The 16,333-nt window shown below is 71.9% G+C and carries 14 protein-coding genes; 7 read left to right on the top strand and 7 right to left on the bottom strand.

What is annotated here, in order from left to right; genetic code table 11:
* The first annotated feature begins 98 nt into the window (after positions 1-98).
* On the top strand, positions 99-1,472 hold the full coding sequence (locus ACWD5Q_RS02965; protein WP_451425227.1) for an aminotransferase class V-fold PLP-dependent enzyme: 1,374 nt from the start codon (positions 99-101) through the stop codon (positions 1,470-1,472).
* 48 nt (positions 1,473-1,520) lie between these two features.
* On the opposite strand, the gene ACWD5Q_RS02960 is transcribed toward ACWD5Q_RS02965, so the two are convergent.
* Positions 1,521-2,495 (bottom strand): carbohydrate kinase family protein, encoded by a 975-nt coding sequence (locus tag ACWD5Q_RS02960; protein WP_451425226.1) that lies wholly within the window; start codon positions 2,493-2,495, stop codon positions 1,521-1,523.
* A gap of 135 nt (positions 2,496-2,630) precedes the next feature.
* On the opposite strand from ACWD5Q_RS02960, the gene ACWD5Q_RS02955 reads away from it, so the two are divergent.
* Together ACWD5Q_RS02955 and ACWD5Q_RS02950 are read left to right on the top strand one after the other, a co-directional pair.
* Positions 2,631-2,840: a hypothetical protein gene (locus ACWD5Q_RS02955; RefSeq protein WP_451425225.1), complete on the top strand. Its 210-nt coding sequence runs from the start codon at positions 2,631-2,633 to the stop codon at positions 2,838-2,840.
* 222 nt (positions 2,841-3,062) lie between these two features.
* Entirely contained in the window at positions 3,063-4,661 is a 1,599-nt protein-coding gene (locus tag ACWD5Q_RS02950) for a hypothetical protein (RefSeq protein ID WP_451425224.1), read from the top strand.
* Positions 4,662-4,741: 80 nt separating this feature from the next.
* Here the strand turns inward: ACWD5Q_RS02950 and ACWD5Q_RS02945 are convergent, their stop codons facing one another.
* A complete protein-coding gene (locus ACWD5Q_RS02945; protein ID WP_451425223.1) occupies positions 4,742-5,098 on the bottom strand; it encodes an iron-sulfur cluster assembly accessory protein in 357 nt (118 codons plus the stop codon).
* 448 nt (positions 5,099-5,546) lie between these two features.
* Here ACWD5Q_RS02945 and nadA point away from each other — a divergent pair, with 448 nt between their 5' ends.
* On the top strand, positions 5,547-6,731 hold the full coding sequence (gene nadA, locus ACWD5Q_RS02940) for a quinolinate synthase NadA (RefSeq protein ID WP_451425222.1): 1,185 nt from the start codon (positions 5,547-5,549) through the stop codon (positions 6,729-6,731).
* Between the two features lie 93 nt (positions 6,732-6,824).
* On the opposite strand, the gene ACWD5Q_RS02935 is transcribed toward nadA, so the two are convergent.
* The 5 genes from ACWD5Q_RS02935 to ACWD5Q_RS02915 form a co-directional block, all read right to left on the bottom strand.
* Entirely contained in the window at positions 6,825-9,950 is a 3,126-nt protein-coding gene (locus tag ACWD5Q_RS02935; protein ID WP_451425221.1) for an efflux RND transporter permease subunit, read from the bottom strand.
* A 190-nt stretch (positions 9,951-10,140) separates the two neighbouring features.
* Complete coding sequence (locus ACWD5Q_RS02930) at positions 10,141-10,815, bottom strand: response regulator (protein ID WP_451425220.1); 675 nt, start codon at positions 10,813-10,815, stop codon at positions 10,141-10,143.
* A 22-nt stretch (positions 10,816-10,837) separates the two neighbouring features.
* Positions 10,838-12,094: a sensor histidine kinase gene (locus ACWD5Q_RS02925; RefSeq protein WP_451425219.1), complete on the bottom strand. Its 1,257-nt coding sequence runs from the start codon at positions 12,092-12,094 to the stop codon at positions 10,838-10,840.
* 161 nt (positions 12,095-12,255) lie between these two features.
* Complete coding sequence (pspAA, locus tag ACWD5Q_RS02920) at positions 12,256-12,534, bottom strand: PspA-associated protein PspAA (protein ID WP_451425218.1); 279 nt, start codon at positions 12,532-12,534, stop codon at positions 12,256-12,258.
* A 67-nt stretch (positions 12,535-12,601) separates the two neighbouring features.
* A complete protein-coding gene (locus tag ACWD5Q_RS02915) occupies positions 12,602-13,399 on the bottom strand; it encodes a PspA/IM30 family protein (protein ID WP_451425217.1) in 798 nt (265 codons plus the stop codon).
* 329 nt (positions 13,400-13,728) lie between these two features.
* Between ACWD5Q_RS02915 and ACWD5Q_RS02910 the strand changes: the two genes are divergently transcribed.
* The 3 genes from ACWD5Q_RS02910 (at position 13,729) to ACWD5Q_RS02900 (ending at position 16,302) form a co-directional block, all read left to right on the top strand.
* Complete coding sequence (locus tag ACWD5Q_RS02910; RefSeq protein ID WP_451425216.1) at positions 13,729-14,325, top strand: DUF3043 domain-containing protein; 597 nt, start codon at positions 13,729-13,731, stop codon at positions 14,323-14,325.
* A gap of 83 nt (positions 14,326-14,408) precedes the next feature.
* Positions 14,409-15,110, top strand: a complete 702-nt coding sequence (locus tag ACWD5Q_RS02905) for a class I SAM-dependent methyltransferase (protein ID WP_451425215.1) — start codon at positions 14,409-14,411, stop codon at positions 15,108-15,110.
* A gap of 127 nt (positions 15,111-15,237) precedes the next feature.
* Positions 15,238-16,302 carry a S1C family serine protease gene (locus ACWD5Q_RS02900; protein WP_451425214.1) on the top strand — a complete coding sequence of 355 codons (1,065 nt, stop codon included), beginning with the start codon at positions 15,238-15,240 and terminating at the stop codon, positions 16,300-16,302.
* The last annotated feature ends 31 nt before the right edge of the window (positions 16,303-16,333 follow it).

Raw genomic sequence — 16,333 nt, 5'->3', positions numbered from 1 at the left:
CCCCCCGGAGGGAGGGAATGCCCGGTTGTGGCCCTTCTTCGACGGGCCCGACGGCCGCTCCGAGGGGCCCCGCGGTGCACAGGAGTTAGCGTTGCGGTGTGTCCTACTTCGACGCCGCCTCCGCCGTTCCCCTGCACCCCGTCGCACGTCAGGCCCTGCTGGCCGCCGTCGACGAGGGGTGGGCCGACCCCGCCCGGCTGTACCGCGAGGGGCGGCGGGCCCGGCTGCTGCTGGACGCGGCGCGCGAGGCGGCCGCCGAGGCGGTGGGCTGCCGCCCGGACGAGCTGGTGTTCACCTCTTCGGGCACCCGGGCGGTGCACTCCGGGATCGAGGGAGCGCTGGCCGGCCGCCGCCGGGTGGGACGTCACCTGATCGTGTCCGCGGTCGAACACTCCTCTGTCCTCCATTCGGCGGAGGCGTTCGAGGCCGACGGGGGCACGGTGACCCAGGTGCCGGTCTCCAGGGCGGGCACGGTCGACCCCGAGGCGTACGGGGCGGCGCTGCGCCCGGACACCGCGCTGGCGTGTCTGCAGTCCGCCAACCACGAGGTGGGCACGGTGCAGCCGGTGGCCGAGGTGGCCGAGGTGTGCCGGGCGGCCGGGGTGCCGCTGCTGGTGGACGCGGCGCAGTCGCTGGGGTGGGGCCCGGTGGACGGCTGGTCGCTGCTGACGGCGAGTGCGCACAAATGGGGCGGACCCTCGGGTGTCGGGCTGCTCGTCGTCCGCAAAGGGGTGCGGTTCGCACCCCAAGGCCCCCTGGACGAGCGGGAGTCGGGGCGGGCGGCCGGGTTCCAGGACATCCCCGCGATCGTGGCGGCCACGGCGTCGCTGCGCGCGGTGCGGGCGGAGGCGGCCGAGGAGTCGGCCCGGCTGCGGGAGCTGACGGAGCGGATCCGGGCGCGGGTGCCGGAGCTGGTCCCCGATGTGGAGGTGGTGGGCGAGCCGGTCCGGCGGCTGCCCGGGATCGTCACCTTCTCCTGTCTCTATGTCGACGGGGAGACGGTGCTGCACGAACTGGACCGTGCGGGCTTCTCCGTGTCGTCGGGATCGTCCTGTACGAGCAGCACGCTGACCCCGAGCCATGTGCTGAAGGCGATGGGGGTGCTGAGCGAGGGCAACATCCGGGTGTCGCTGCCGCCGGGAACGCCGGCCGGGGAAGTCGACCGGTTCCTTTCGGTGCTGCCGGGCGTGGTGGCGACGGTGCGCGAGAAGCTCGGCGCGCCGGCTCCGCGGACGGCGGCGCACGGGGACGCCCTTGTCGTGGACGCCCTCGGCAAGCGGTGCCCGATCCCGGTGATCGAGCTGGCGAAGGTCATCGGGGACGTCCCGGTGGGCGGCACCGTACGCGTCCTGTCGGACGACGAGGCGGCCCGCCTCGACATCCCGGCGTGGTGCGAGATGAGGGAACAGCAGTACGTCGGGGAGGAGTCGGCGGAGCGGGGCTCCGCCTATCTGGTCCGCCGGCTCTCCTGAGGCGCCCCGCACGTTCCAGGCCGCCCCGTCCGTTCGCGGGTCCGGCGGTCAGGCCAGGTGCTCCTGGACCTCCAGCGCGGCCTCGTCGCCGTAGGCCTTGGTGAAGCGGTCCATGAAGTGGGCCCGCCGCAACTGGTACTCCTGGGTGCCCACCGTCTCGATGACCAGGGTCGCGAGCATGCAGCCGACCTGAGCCGCGCGCTGAAGCGAGACGCCCCAGGCGAGGCCCGACAGGAAGCCCGCGCGGAAGGCGTCGCCGACGCCCGTCGGGTCGACCTTGGCCGTCTCCTCGGGCACGCCGACCTCGATCGGGTCGTCGCCGGAGCACTCGATCCGCACACCCCGCGAGCCGAGCGTGGTCACCCGGTGACCCACCTTGGTCAGGATCTCGGCGTCGCTCCAGCCGGTCTTGCTCTCGATGAGCCCCTTCTCGTACTCGTTGGAGAAGAGGTAGGTCGCCCCGTCCAGCAGTATCCGGATCTCGTCGCCGTTCATCCGGGCGATCTGCTGCGAGAAGTCCGCGGCGAAGGGGATGGCCCGGGAGCGGCACTCCTCCGTGTGGCGCAGCATCGCCTCCGGGTCGTCCGCGCCGATCAGCACCAGGTCGAGACCGCCCACCCGGTCGGCGACCGTCTTGAGTTCGATGAGCCGGGCCTCGCTCATCGCACCGGTGTAGAAGGAGCCGATCTGGTTGTGGTCGGCGTCGGTGGTCACGACGAAGCGGGCCGTGTGCTGGGTGTCGGAGATACGGACGGAGGCCGTGTCCACCCCGTGCCGGTCCAGCCATGCGCGGTACTCGTCGAAGTCCGCGCCCGCCGCGCCGACCAGGACCGGCCGGGTGCCGAGCTGACCCATACCGAAGGCGATGTTCGCGCCCACTCCGCCCCGGCGTACGTCGAGGCGGTCGACCAGGAAGGAGAGCGAGACCGTGTGGAGCTGGTCCGCGACGAACTGGTCGGCGAAACGACCGGGGAAGGTCATGAGGTGGTCGGTGGCGATGGAGCCGGTGACTGCGATACGCACGGCGACGACACGCTCCTGTGGAGGATGGGGGATTGACAGTTCACGCTACCCGGTCGATCCGCCCCACTGAAGCAGGCGAAAACTACCCAATAGTAGATCTTTCGCCGTCGGCTCCGCGGTGCCTACCGTTCCGCCATGACGAACCCCGAGTTCCACGGCACCGGCCCGCTCGACCCCGAGGGAGACCTGGCGGCGCTGCGCGGCGACTGCGCCCGGATGGCCCCGCACTGGGCCGCGCCCGAGAAGAGCGCCTCCCGGCCGGTCGCCCCCTCCCTGATCCACGGCGTCAGCGTGCCGCCCTCCTCGGCGCGGCTGCTGGACGCGATGTCCGACTACGGGGACTGACCGGGCCGCCGCCGGGAACGGGCCGGGCACCGGCACCGTACGGCAACCGGGACCGGACCCGGAACCCCGCGGGGCACGGGCACGCCACGAGGGAACCGTGCGCTCCCCCCGTGCGTCCCATCGCCGTCCCCTTCGACGGGGAGGCGGGGTACGGCCCTTGGGTGCTCCTTTCGGGTACGGCGGGGTCCTGCCGGGACAGCAGCGGAGCCGAAGGAGCGATGCGTGAGCACCGAGCGACCCGACGACACGAACGGCGCACCGGACGTCAGTGAGGGCACGGGCGCTGCCGTGCCGCGGCGGCGCTCCCCCGTGGTGGTCGCCTCGGTAGCGGCCGCGGTCCTGCTCGTCGGGGGCGGCGGGGCCTTTCTCGCCACGAACACGTCCGGCGGACCGGGCGGTTCCCGGGCGCCGGGCGGCTCCCCGGCGCCGGGCGGCGACGGCACTCCCCCGGCACTGGCCCTCGACGGCGTCGGCGTCGGCGTCGGCGTCGGCGAGGGCACCGCACCGGGCATCGCGGTGGGCGAGCCCAACCCCTACGGCACCACGTACACCGTCCGGGGCACGCTCCCCGGCGGGCCGGGGTCGGCGCCGGTGTACTGGGCGAAGGGCCGGGTGACGCAGGACGAGGTGGCCCGGCTCGCCAGGGCCCTGGAGCTGAGCGGCACGCCGCGGCTGGTCGGCGACACCTGGCAGGTCGGGGCGGTGAAGGACGGCGCGGAGCCGAGTCTGCGGGTCACCAGGGACGCGCCGGGCACCTGGACGTTCGACTCCTTCGTGCCGGGCACCGACAACTGTCCCCGGGGCACCACCCTGTGCCGGCCCGCCGGGTCGTCGACGGCGGGGGTGCGGCCGGGCCCGGTGAGCGAGGAGGCGGCGCGGCGGGCGGCCGCTCCGGTGCTCAAGGCGGTCGGCCAGGACGACGCGAAACTGGACGCGTCGCAGCTCATGGACCGGGTGCGGGTGGTGAACGCCGAACCGGTGGTGGGCGGGCTGCCGACGCACGGCTGGACGACCGGTCTGCGGATCAGCGCCGAGGGCAAGGTCATCGGCGGCAGCGGCCGTCTCGCGGCCCCGGTGAAGGGCGCCGTCTATCCCGTGCTCGGCGCGCGGAGGACGCTGGACCTGATGAACGGCGCGCCGGCGTACGGCCGCAAGGGCATCGGCGGCTGCACCGGCCCCGTACCGGTCAAGGACCGGGACGAGAAGCCGTGCCGGGCGGGCGCGTCCGCGCCGCAGCGGGCGTCGGCGTCCGTGGAGGGCGCGGTGTTCGGACTGGCCGCGCACGCGGTGGGCGGCCAGGCGGTGCTGGTGCCGTCCTGGCTGTTCGAGGTGCGGGAGACGGGGACCCCACAGGGCGGCGACGGCTTCACGGTGGCGTATCCCGCGGTCGCCCCGCGGTATCTGGTCGCGCCCCAGCCGCCGGGCCGGCCGAGCGGGACACCGGCCCCGCGGCCGAGTCCGTCGACGAGTGGGCCGGGGAACCAGGCCGAGCCCGCGCCGGCGCACCGTGAGGTGAAGGTGCTGGGCTACACCGCCGACGGCCGGGATCTCACCCTCGCCTACGAGGGCGGGGTGTGCGCCGACTACGCGGCATCCGTGCGCGAGGACGCCGACCGGGTGACGGTGACCGTGACCGAGACGCCCTGGCAGGGGAAGGTCTGCGCCATGATCGCCAAGATCTACCACGAGACGGTGCGTCTGAAGGCACCGCTCGGCGACCGCCGGGTGGTGGGCTCGGACGGCCGGCCGATTCCCCCGGGGACGGCGGACACGCCGCCGACGGCGTCCTCGGGCGGGGCGGGGTCGGCGCTCCCCCGCTGACCGCGGTCCGTGGCAGCGCGAAGGCGGCGCCCCTCGATGGGGACGCCGCCTTCGCGCACGGTACCGGTAAAGGCGCCGGCTCAGCTGAAGGAGTCGCCGCAGGCGCAGGAGCCCGTCGCGTTCGGGTTGTCGATGGTGAAGCCCTGCTTCTCGATCGTGTCGACGAAGTCGACGGTGGCGCCGACCAGGTAGGGGGCGCTCATGCGGTCGGTGGCGACCTTGACCCCGCCGAAGTCCTTCACCACGTCGCCGTCGAGCGAGCGCTCGTCGAAGAAGAGCTGGTAGCGAAGGCCGGAGCAGCCGCCGGGCTGAACCGCGACACGCAGCGCCAGGTCGTCCCGGCCTTCCTGGTCGAGCAGGGCCTTGACCTTGGCCGCGGCGGCGTCGGTCAGGATGATGCCGTCGGTGACGGTGGTGGTCTCGTCCTGTACGGACATCTACATCTCTCCCGGTTTGTACGGAGACTGCTTGCAGACGAGTGCAACCGGCATGGCCACGGATTCATTCCAGGCCGAGCGCGCCTCTTTTCGCTCCCCCCGTTCATGCTCGCACATGCGCCGGAACACGGACACTGCCTGTGGACGACCCGGGTGACACCGCCGCGCCATCCGCCGTACGTCCCCCGGACCGCCGCCGTAGGGCGCGTGAGCAGCCACTGGGCGACGTGACGGATCGCCGTCGTACGGCATCGGGGGCGCCGGGCGTCGCCTCCGGGGAGGGGTGGCGCACCGGTCCGGGATTCATGTCACATCGACACTATGGCCGTCGTCAAACTGACGTGAAGCAGATATGATAGATAGCGTCAATTCGACGAAAAGGCGTGTCCCGCATGTCCCGCCGGCCCTCTTCGGGCCGGCGAGCCGCAGAACAGAAAGGGTGCGTGAGGTGACCACCGCCCAGACCCAGGAGCTCGACGTACAGCCGACGCCCCTCGCTCTCCTGCTGCTCGGCCGCGAGGCCGACCCGAGGAGCGAACGGGGCGTGGAGTGTCCCGGCGACCTGCCCTCGCCGTCCGACCCGGACCTGGTCGCACGCGCCCGCGCGGCCAAGGAGAAGCTCGGCGACAAGGTCTTCGTGCTCGGCCACCACTACCAGCGCGACGAGGTCATCCAGTTCGCCGACGTCACGGGCGACTCCTTCAAGCTGGCCCGGGACGCGGCGGCCCGCCCGGAGGCCGAGTACATCGTGTTCTGCGGTGTGCACTTCATGGCGGAGTCGGCGGACATCCTGACGTCCGACGACCAGAAGGTCGTCCTGCCGGACCTGGCGGCCGGCTGCTCCATGGCCGACATGGCGACCGCCGAGCAGGTCGCCGAGTGCTGGGACGTGCTGACCGAGGCGGGCATCGCCGATCAGGTCGTCCCGGTCTCGTACATGAACTCGTCCGCGGACATCAAGGCGTTCACGGGCAGGCACGGCGGCACCATCTGCACGTCGTCGAACGCGCGGCGGGCCCTGGAGTGGGCGTTCCAGCAGGGGGAGAAGGTCCTCTTCCTGCCGGACCAGCACCTGGGCCGCAACACGGCGGTGCGGGACATGGGCCTGTCGCTGGACGACTGCGTGGTCTACAACCCGCACAAGCCGAACGGCGGGCTGACGGCCGAGAAGCTGCGCGCCGCGAAGATGATCCTGTGGCGCGGCCACTGCTCGGTGCACGGCCGCTTCAGCCTCGACTCGGTGAACGACGTCCGGGAGCGGATCCCGGGCGTGAACGTGCTGGTGCACCCGGAGTGCAAGCACGAGGTCGTGGCCGCCGCGGACTACGTCGGTTCGACGGAGTACATCATCAAGGCGCTTCAGGCCGCTCCGGCCGGCTCCAAGTGGGCCATCGGCACGGAGCTGAACCTCGTCCGGCGGCTGGCGAACCGTTTCGCCCCGGAGGGCAAGGAGATCGTCTTCCTCGACAAGACGGTGTGCTTCTGCTCGACGATGAACCGCATCGACCTGCCGCACCTGGTGTGGGCGCTGGAGTCGCTGGCCGAGGGCAACCTGGTCAACCGCATCGAGGTGGACCAGGAGACCGAGGCGTTCGCGAAGCTGGCGCTGGAGCGGATGCTCGCGCTGCCGTAGCCGCTCGCCCGGCCGACGACCCGTCCGGCCCGCCAACGCCGAGGCCCGGCCCGCACGTTCGTGCGGGCCGGGCCTCAGTCACACCTGGGGAACCTACACCCCCGCGGGCTCCGGCTTCCCGGACTCCGCCGGCTCGACCGGGGTACCCCCCTTCTTCGCCCGCTTCGCCGCCTTCTTGTTCGCGCGGCGCTCCTTGCGGAGCTCCAGCACCGCGTAGAGGGTCGGGACCAGCAGCAGGGTCAGCACGGTCGACGTGACGAGGCCGCCGATCACCACCACCGCCAGCGGCTGGGCGATGAAACCGCCCTCGCCCGTGACGCCCAGGGCCATCGGGAGGAGCGCGAAGATGGTGGCCAGGGCCGTCATCAGGATCGGGCGCAGACGGTGGCGTCCGCCCTCGACCACGGCCTCCACCACACCGTAGCCCTGCTTGCGGTACTGGTTGATCAGGTCGATCAGCACGATCGCGTTCGTCACCACGATGCCGATCAGCATCAGCATGCCGATCATGGCCGGAACGCCCATCGGGGTGCCGGTGGCGATCAGCAGGCCGATCGCGCCGGTCGCCGCGAACGGGATGGAGACCAGCAGGATCAGCGGCTGGGCCAGGCTGCGGAACGTCGCGACCAGCAGCATGAACACGATCGCCACCGCGGCCAGCATCGCCAGGCCCAGGTTCTTGAACGCGTCGCTCTGGTCCTGCGAGACACCGCCGATCTCGGCCGTCGCGCCCGCCGGCAGCTTCAGCGCCTTGATCTTCGCCTGGAGGTCCGCGCTCACCGCGCCCGTGTTGTCACCGGTCGGGCGCGCCGTGATCGTCGCCGCGCGCTGACCGTCGATCCGGGTCATCGACACCGGGCCGTCCACCAGCTTCACCGTCGCGATGTCACCCAGCTTCACCGGGCCGAGCGGAAGCTGCTCGAGCTGCTCCAGCGTCCGCGCCGGCTTCGCCGCCTTGATGACGATGTCCCGCTCGGTGTCGTCCAGGGTCGCCTTGCCGGTCGTGGTGCCCTGCACCGCCTGGGCGACCACGGCGCCGAGCGTCTGGTCGTTGAAACCGGCCGCCGCCGCACGGGAGTTGGCCGTGACCGAGATGCGCGGCACGCTCTGCGACAGGTCGCTCGACACGTCCGTGACGTCCTTGAGCCCCGCCACCTCGGCACGGACCTGCTCCGACGCCGTGCGCAGCACCTTCGCGTCGGCCGCCTTCACGACCACGCTCAGATCCTGGCTGCCGAAGCCGTCCCCGGCCGACACCGTGGTCGAGCCGATCCCGGAGAGCTTGGCCAGCCCGTCCTCGACACGGGTCTGCACGTCCGTGTACTTCGCGGAGTCGTCCAGCATGACCGTGTACGACGCCTGGTTGCTGCCGGTGCCCCCGCCGAAGGCGGCCATGAAGCCGGACGAACCGACGGTGACCTGGTAGTCCTTGACGCCCTTCACCCCGGCGAGCATCTTCTCGACCTTCCGGGCCTGGGCGTCCGTCGCCGCCAGGCTCGCGCCCGGCTTCAGCTTCTGCTTGACGGTGAGCACCTGCTGCTCGCCCTGGTCGAAGAAGTTCGTCTTCAGCAGCGGCGCCATGCCGAAGGTGCCGATCAGGACGACCACCGCGATGGCCACGCTGGTGAGGCGGCGACGGGTCGCGAAGCGCAGCACGGGCACGTAGAAGCGCTGCAGCCGGCTCTTCGCCTCCTTCTCCTCGGCGACCCGGCGTGCCTCGGCCGCGTCCTCGGGCAGGGTCTTCGGAGCGCGCAGGAACCAGTACGACAGGACCGGGACGACCGTCAGCGACACCAGCAGCGAGGCCAGCAGGGCCGCCGTCACGGTGAGGGAGAACGAGCCGAACAGCTCGCCCACCATGCCGCCGACCAGACCGATCGGCAGGAAGACCGCCACCGTCGTCAGGGTGGAGGAGGTCACCGCGCCGGCCACCTCGCGGACCGCGGTGAGGATCGCCGTGTGCCGCTCCTCGCCGTAGCCGAGGTGCCGCTTGATGTTCTCCAGGACCACGATCGAGTCGTCGACGACCCGGCCGATGGCGATGGTCAGCGCGCCGAGCGTGAGCACGTTCAGCGACACGTCGCGCGTCCACAGGACGATCAGGGCCAGGACCACCGACAGCGGGATCGAGACCGCCGTGACGAGGGTCGAGCGCACCGACGCCAGGAAGACCAGGATCACCAGGACCGCGAAGAGCAGGCCCAGCGCACCCTCGGTCGTCAGACCGCTGATGGACTTGGAGACCGCCGGGCCCTGGTCGCTGACCACGGTGACGGTGGAGCCGGAGCCCAGGTTCTTGCGCAGGTCCGGCAGCTTGTCCTTGACCGTCTTGGAGATGGCGACCGCGCTGCCGTCGTGGTCCATGGTGACGGCCACGGCGAGGCTCGGCTTGCCGTCCGTGCGGGTGATCGAGTCGGCCGCGGCCTCCTGCTGCCGGACCGTGGCGATGTCACCGAGGCGTACGGGCTTCTTGCCGGCCTCACCGGCGACCATCAGGTCCTCGATCTGCTGCAGCGAGGTGAAGCCGCCGCCGACCTGGACCGTGAGGTTGCTGCCGTTCTCGTCGAAGGAGCCCGCCGGGACCGTCACTCCGCCCGCCTGCAGGGCCTGGCCCAGCGCGGCCGGGGTCAGCCCCGCCCGCGCGAGCTTCCCGCTGTCGGGCGTGACCGTGACCTGGAGGTCCCGGACGCCGTTGACGGTCACCTGGCCGACGCCGGAGATGTTCTTCAGCGCGGGCACGACGGTCTTGTCCAGCTGGTCGGACAGGGCCTGCTGGTCCTTGTCGGAGGTGACGGCGAGGACGACGGTCGGGATGTCGTCCGTCGAACCGGCGACGACCTGCGGGTCGACCGAGTTCGGGAGCTTGATGCGGGCCCGGTTGACGGCCTGCTGGACATCGGCGACGAGCTGCTTGGTGTCGTTGCCGTAGTCGAAGGACGCCATGATGACGGCGTTGCCCTCGCTCGCCGTGGAGGTGACGCCCTTGATCCCGGAGACGGCCTGGAGGCTGTCTTCGAGAGGCTGGACGACCTGCTTGTCGACCACGTCGGGGGACGCACCCTGGTACGGCGCCAGAACGGACACGACGGGCAGGTTGATGGTGGGCAGGAGTTGTTGCTTGAGCTGTGGGATCGCGATCGCCCCGAAGACGAGCGCGACGATGGACATCAGCGCTATCAGGGCCCGTTGCGCGAGGCTGAATCGTGACAGCCAGGACATGGGTCGGCGTCTCTCTCTGTGGCTGAGCGGAGGATTCGGGGCACACCTGAGCACCCCACCTACACCTTGAGGCATCAGCGGGGGCGGTTCCGTCGCCCCGAGGACCATTTCCTTATGCGACGCCTACTGCGGGCGCAGTAGGGCCCGATGGAGCCCACTCCACCCATGGACGTACCGGGCCCGGCCCCGCTCACTCCACCCTCGGGCGCACCAGCCCCGACTCGTAGGCGATGACGACGAGTTGCGCCCGGTCGCGGGCGCCCAGCTTGGCCATCGCCCGGTTGACGTGCGTCTTCACCGTCAGCGGGCTGACCTCCAGCCGTTCGGCGATCTCGTCGTTGGAGTGGCCCCCGGCGACCTGGACGAGCACCTCGCGTTCACGGCCGGTCAGCGTGTCGAGCCGGTCGGAGCGGGCCGGGTCGCGCCCGTCGTCGCCCTGGGCGAGGAAGCGGGCGATCAGCCCCTTGGTGGCGGCGGGGGACAGCAGCGCCTCACCGCCCGCCGCGACCCGGATGGCGTTCAGCAGCTCATCCGGCTCGGACCCCTTGCCGAGGAACCCGGACGCCCCGGCGCGCAGCGACTCAACGACGTAGTCGTCGACCTCGAAGGTCGTCAGGATGACCACGCGGACCTGGGCGAGGGAGGAGTCGGCGCTGATCAGCCGGGTCGCGGCGAGCCCGTCCGTCCCGGGCATCCGGATGTCCATGAGGACCACGTCGGCGCGCCGCTCGCCGGCCAGCCGGACCGCCTCCGCGCCGTCGGAGGCCTCGCCCACCACCTCCATGTCCGGCTCCGAGTCGACAAGGACCCGGAAGGCACTGCGGAGCAGCGCCTGGTCGTCGGCGAGCAGGACACGGATGGTCATACGGGCCCTCCCTGGGCGGCGGTCACACGCTCTTCCCGGTGGCGGTCGTCGTGCGTGTCTGGAGCGGCAGGATCGCATGGACCCGGAACCCGCCTCCGTAGCGGGGACCGGTGGTGAGGGCGCCGCCGACAGCGGTGACGCGCTCCCGCATGCCCAGCAGTCCGTGTCCGCCGTGCCCGCCGTGGTCCTCGGACCCGGCGTCCTCGGGCCGGACGTCCTCGGGACCGGTGCCCTCGCCCGTGCCGTCGTCGAGGACCGTGATCTCCATACGGGGCCCCACCCGGACCACGCTGACCTCGGCCTTCGCCGTCCGGCCCGCGTGCTTGCGCACATTGGTGAGGGCTTCCTGGATCACCCGGTACGCGGCCAGGTCGACGGCCGCGGGCAGGGTGGTGCCGAGGTCGGCGCGGGCGACCTCCACCGGGAGCCCGGCGTTGCGGAAGGTGTCGGCGAGTTCGTCGAGACGGGCGAGTCCGGGGGCCGGCTCGGTGGGTGCCTCGGGGTCCCCGGACTGCCGCAGCAGACCGACGGTGGCACGCAGCTCGTTGAGCGCGCTGCGGCTGGCCTCACGGACATGGGCGAGGGCTTCCTTCGCCTGGTCGGGGCGCTTGTCCATGATGTGCGCGGCCACCCCGGCCTGGACGTTGACCAGGGCGATGTGGTGGGCGACCACATCGTGCAGATCCCTGGCGATGCGCAGCCGCTCCTCGGCGACCCGGCGGCGGGCCTCCTCCTCGCGGGTGCGTTCCGCGCGTTCGGCGCGCTCCCGGATGGCGTGCACGAAGGCGCGACGGCTGCGGACGGCGTCGCCGGCGGCCGCGGCCATGCCCGTCCAGGCGAAGAGGCCGAGGTTCTCCGGGCCGTACCACGGCAGGGGGCCGAAGAGCATCGCGGCTCCGGTGAGCACCGTCATGGTGAGCAGGCCGACGCGCCAGGTGGTGGGGCGGTCGGTGGTGGCGGCGACGGTGTAGAGGGCGACGACCGCGGACATCGCGACGGGGGCACGCGGGTCGGCGGCGACGAGTTCCACGAGGGAGAGGGCGACCGTGACCGCGAGGACGGCCAGGGGACGCCGGCGGCGTGGGATGAGCGCCGCTGCCCCGAGCACCATGAGCGCGAGGCTGAGCACCCCCGGGCTGCGCGTGGAGACGCCGTGTTCGCCGTGGGGGTTGGCGAAGGAGCCGGCCACCATGGCGGCGAGGACGCCGAGGGCGAGCACGGCGTCCAGCGCGAGGGGATGGGCGCTGATCCGGCACCAGGTGCGTTCTAAGGTGCTCACGGACTTACGGTACGGGGGGCCTGCGGCAGGCGGAACCAGGGTGATGGGGGGCACACCGCAGCGGACGGGGTACCCGGGTGCCGCAGGAAGGGGACCCGGGGGTGCCGAAGGCGCGGAACCCGCGGGCGCGCGAGGAGTGGCACCCGTGGGTGCCGACCCCCTCAGCCCGGGATCAGGCCGTCGTCGTCCAGCATCTCGCGGACCTCCGCGAGGGTCGCCTCCGGCGACGGCAGGATCAGCTCCGACGGCTCCAGGGACTCGTCCGGCAGCGGGGTGCCCAGACGGCGGACCGCGTCCAGGAGGGCGTTCAGCGTGCGCCGGAAGCCCTCCTCGTCGTCCCTCTGCATCTCCTGGAGCAGCTCGTCGTCCAGCTTGTTCAGCTCGGTGAAGTGGGCGTCGTCCAGCTTCACCTGCCCCTCCCCCATGATCCGTACGATCATGTGGCCCTCCTGTAGGCGTGGGACCCGGTGGGTGACAGCGTTACGCGAGGTGACGGTCGGGCGAGCGTCACTGCTTGTCGAAGCGCGGGGTGTCCTGCGGCTGGGACGGGGACTGCTCCCGGCCCGTGCCGCCCTCCAGCGCCTGCCGCTGGTCGGAGGCGCCCCCGGCCAGCTCCGCCTTCATGCGCTGCAGCTCCAGCTCCACGTCCGTGCCGCCGGAGAGCCGGTCCAGCTCCGCCTGGATGTCGTCCTTGGCCATGCCGGAGGGGTCGTCCAGGGCGCCGGAGGCCAGCAGTTCGTCGATCGCGCCGGCGCGGGCCTGGAGCTGCGCCGTCTTGTCCTCGGCGCGCTGGATCGCCAGGCCGACGTCGCCCATCTCCTCGGAGATGCCGGAGAACGCCTCGCCGATCCGGGTCTGTGCCTGGGCCGCTGTGTACGTCGCCTTGATGGTCTCCTTCTTGGTGCGGAAGGCGTCCACCTTGGCCTGGAGGCGCTGGGCCGCCAGGGTCAGCTTCTCCTCCTCGCCCTGCAGGGTCTGGTGCTGGGTCTCCAGGTCCGTCACCTGCTGCTGAAGCGCGGCGCGCCGGGACAGCGCCTCGCGGGCCAGGTCCTCACGGCCGAGCGCGAGCGCCTTGCGGCCCTGGTCCTCCAGCTTGGAGGACTGCTGCTGCAGCTGGTTGAGCTGGAGCTCCAGGCGCTTGCGGCTGGTCGCCACGTCCGCGACTCCGCGGCGCACCTTCTGGAGCAGCTCCAGCTGCTTCTGGTACGAGTAATCGAGGGTCTCGCGCGGGTCCTCGGCCCGGTCAAGGGCCTTGTTCGCCTTCGCGCGGAAGATCATCCCCATACGCTTCATGACACCGCTCATGGGCTTCGCGCGCCCCCTTCTGACGGACTCCAGCTCACAGGTCTGCGACAGGACCCACAGTACGGGCCCTGCATCCATTACCGCACTGTCCGGGGACGGATGCGGTCATCCCCAAGGACGACTGTGTGCGGTCCCGCTCCGGCGTAGGGAGTAGATGTCCCCCGAGGTTACGTACGGCGGGACTCCGGGATTCCCTCAGCCGGCTTCCGGGAGAACGCCGACGGTCCTCCTTTTGCGGCCCTCTGTCCCCCTACAGACGACCGGCGTTGCCGGATCGTTCCCCAGTCCGGCTGTGGTCCATGCGGTGGGACCCCGTACCCTTGGGTTTTGTGTTCCGTAGCCGTGCCAAGGAAGAGAAGGCCCTCGCCGACAAGGCGCAGGTGACCGACTCCAAGCAGCCCCGTGACCCGCAGGCCAAGAAGGGCCGGCCCACGCCCAAGCGCAGTGAGGCCCAGTCCCAGCGGCGCAGCGTCGCCAACACGCCGCTGACCCGCAAGGACGCCGCCAAGCGGCAGCGCGAGGAGCGCCGCGTCCAGATGGAGCGGCAGCGCCAGGCGCTGGCCGGCGGTGACGAGCGGTATCTGCCTGCGCGGGACAGGGGCCCGGTCCGCAAGTTCGCCCGCGACTCCATCGACGCGCGCTTCAACGTCGCGGAGTTCTTCCTGCCGATGGCCGTGATCATCCTGGCGCTGAGCCTGGTGAAGGTGGCCTCGCTGCAGAACATCGCGCTGCTGCTGTGGCTCGTCGTGATCGTGCTGATCGTGGTCGACTCGATCCTCTCCGGGTTCCGGCTGCGCAAGCGGCTGAACGAGCGCTTCCCCGACCAGAACAAGAAGGGCGTGGTCGCCTACGCGCTGATGCGCTCCCTCCAGATGCGCCGACTCCGGCTGCCGAAGCCGCAGGTCAAGCGCGGAGAGCGGCCCTGAGCGCGGATCCCTTCTCCGGGAACGCGGCGGATGCCTGGCTGGACAAGCTAGGGGGGCTGCGTGATGTCGTACGGCAGCAACTGGTGGCCCGGCAGCTCGACGAGCAGATAGCCGGGCGGTTCCCGGTCGGGCAGCGGCTGCGGGTGCTCGACGTGGGGATGGGCCAGGGCACCCAGGCACTGCGCCTGGCCCGGGCCGGGCACCGGGTCACCGGGCTCGAACGGAACCCGAGGATGATCGCGGTGGCCCGCGGGGCCCTGGCCGACGAGCCCGAGGGCATCCGGGAGCGGATGCGGATCATCGAGGCGGACGGGCGCGACACGGGGGTGCACTTCCTGCCGGGCAGCTTCGACGTCGTGCTGTGCCACGGGGTGCTCATGTACGTGGACGAGCCCGATCCGCTGCTGGCGGGGCTGGCGCGGATGCTGGCGCCCGGGGGTCTGCTGTCGCTGCTCGTACGGAACGGGGACGCGCTGGCGCTCAGGCCGGGGCTGTCCGGGGACTGGGACACGGCGCTCGCCTCCTTCGACACGACCGCCTACACCAACCGTCTGGGGTTGGCCGTGCGCGCCGACCGGCTGGCGACGCTGACCGCGACGCTCGCCGGGATCGGGGCCCCGCTGCACGCCTGGTACGGGGTGCGGCTCTTCACGGACGTCGCGCCCGACGACACGCCGGTCCCCGCGGACGTGGAGCCGCTGCTGGCCGCGGAGGAGCGGGCGGGGCGCACGGATCCGTACCGGGGTGTGGCCGCCTTGCTGCATCTGTGCGGAGTGCGCGGCTGAATCACGGCCCGTACGGGGTGCGCGGCTGAACCACAGCCCGTACAAGGTGCGCCGCCGAAGCACCGCCGCCCCCTCGTTCGGACGCGCAGGAGGAGCCGGGAGACCCTCCCGAGGAGAGACTCGGGGCATGGACGCTACCCGTGCCCGTACCGTTCGGCGGTGCGTTCCGCTTCTCCTGTGGTGTCTGGTCCTGCCCGGCTGCACCGGCTCCGGGCAGCCGGGCAGGGCACAGAGCCCGGCCGGCACACAGGCCCCCTCCCCCACGACGGCCAACGCCCTGCAGAGCGACTACCAGCGGGTCATCAGGAACGTGCTGCCGTCGGTGGTGCAGATCCAGGCCGGCGAGGCCCTCGGGTCCGGAGTGGTGTACGACGGCAAGGGGCACATCGTCACCAACGCGCACGTGGTGGGCAGCGGCAGGACGTTCCGGGTGACCACCGCCAACAGCCAGGAGGTGCTCACCGCGAGCCTCGTCTTCTCGTACCCCCAGCAGGACCTCGCCGTCATCCGGCTGGACCGGACACCCGAGGGCCTGCGGCCGGCCGTCCTCGGCGACTCGGCCAAGGTCGAGGTGGGCCAGATCGTCCTCGCCATGGGCTCGCCGCTCGGGCTGTCGTCGAGCGTGACCGAGGGGATCGTGTCGGCGACCGGGCGGACCGTCAGCGAGGGGAACAGCCAGGGCGGCACGGGCGCCACCCTCGCGAACATGGTGCAGACGTCGGCGGACATCAACCCCGGCAACAGCGGGGGCGCGCTCGTCGATCTGAACGGCCAGGTGATCGGCATCCCCACCCTCGCCGCCGTCGACCCCGAACTCGGCAACGGCGCGGCGCCCGGCATCGGGTTCGCCATCCCGGCGTCCCTGGTGAAGACGATCGCCGACCAGATCATCAGGAGCGGCCGGGTCACTGACTCGGGGCGGGCGGCGCTCGGCATCACCGGCCGCACGGTGGTGAACAGCGCCTACCAGCCGACCGGGGTCGCGGTGGTCGAGGTCCAGCGTGGCGGCGCGGCGGACAAGGCGGGCCTGAGGGCCGGGGACGTGATCACCAGGCTGGGTGACCGGGAGGTCACCACGATCACCTCGCTCGCCGAGGCGCTCGCCGGCGACCGGCCCGGACAGCGGACGAGCGTCACCTACACCCGCGACGGCGGCCGGCGGACGGTCGACGTCACCCTGGGCGAGCAGTAGGCGCTCAGAAACCGGGTGAGGCGGCGAGGAC

Source organism: Streptomyces sp. NPDC002513 (assembly GCF_053595355.1).
Note: the sequence above shows the minus strand (reverse complement) of the source record. Positions and strands in the feature narration are given on the sequence as shown.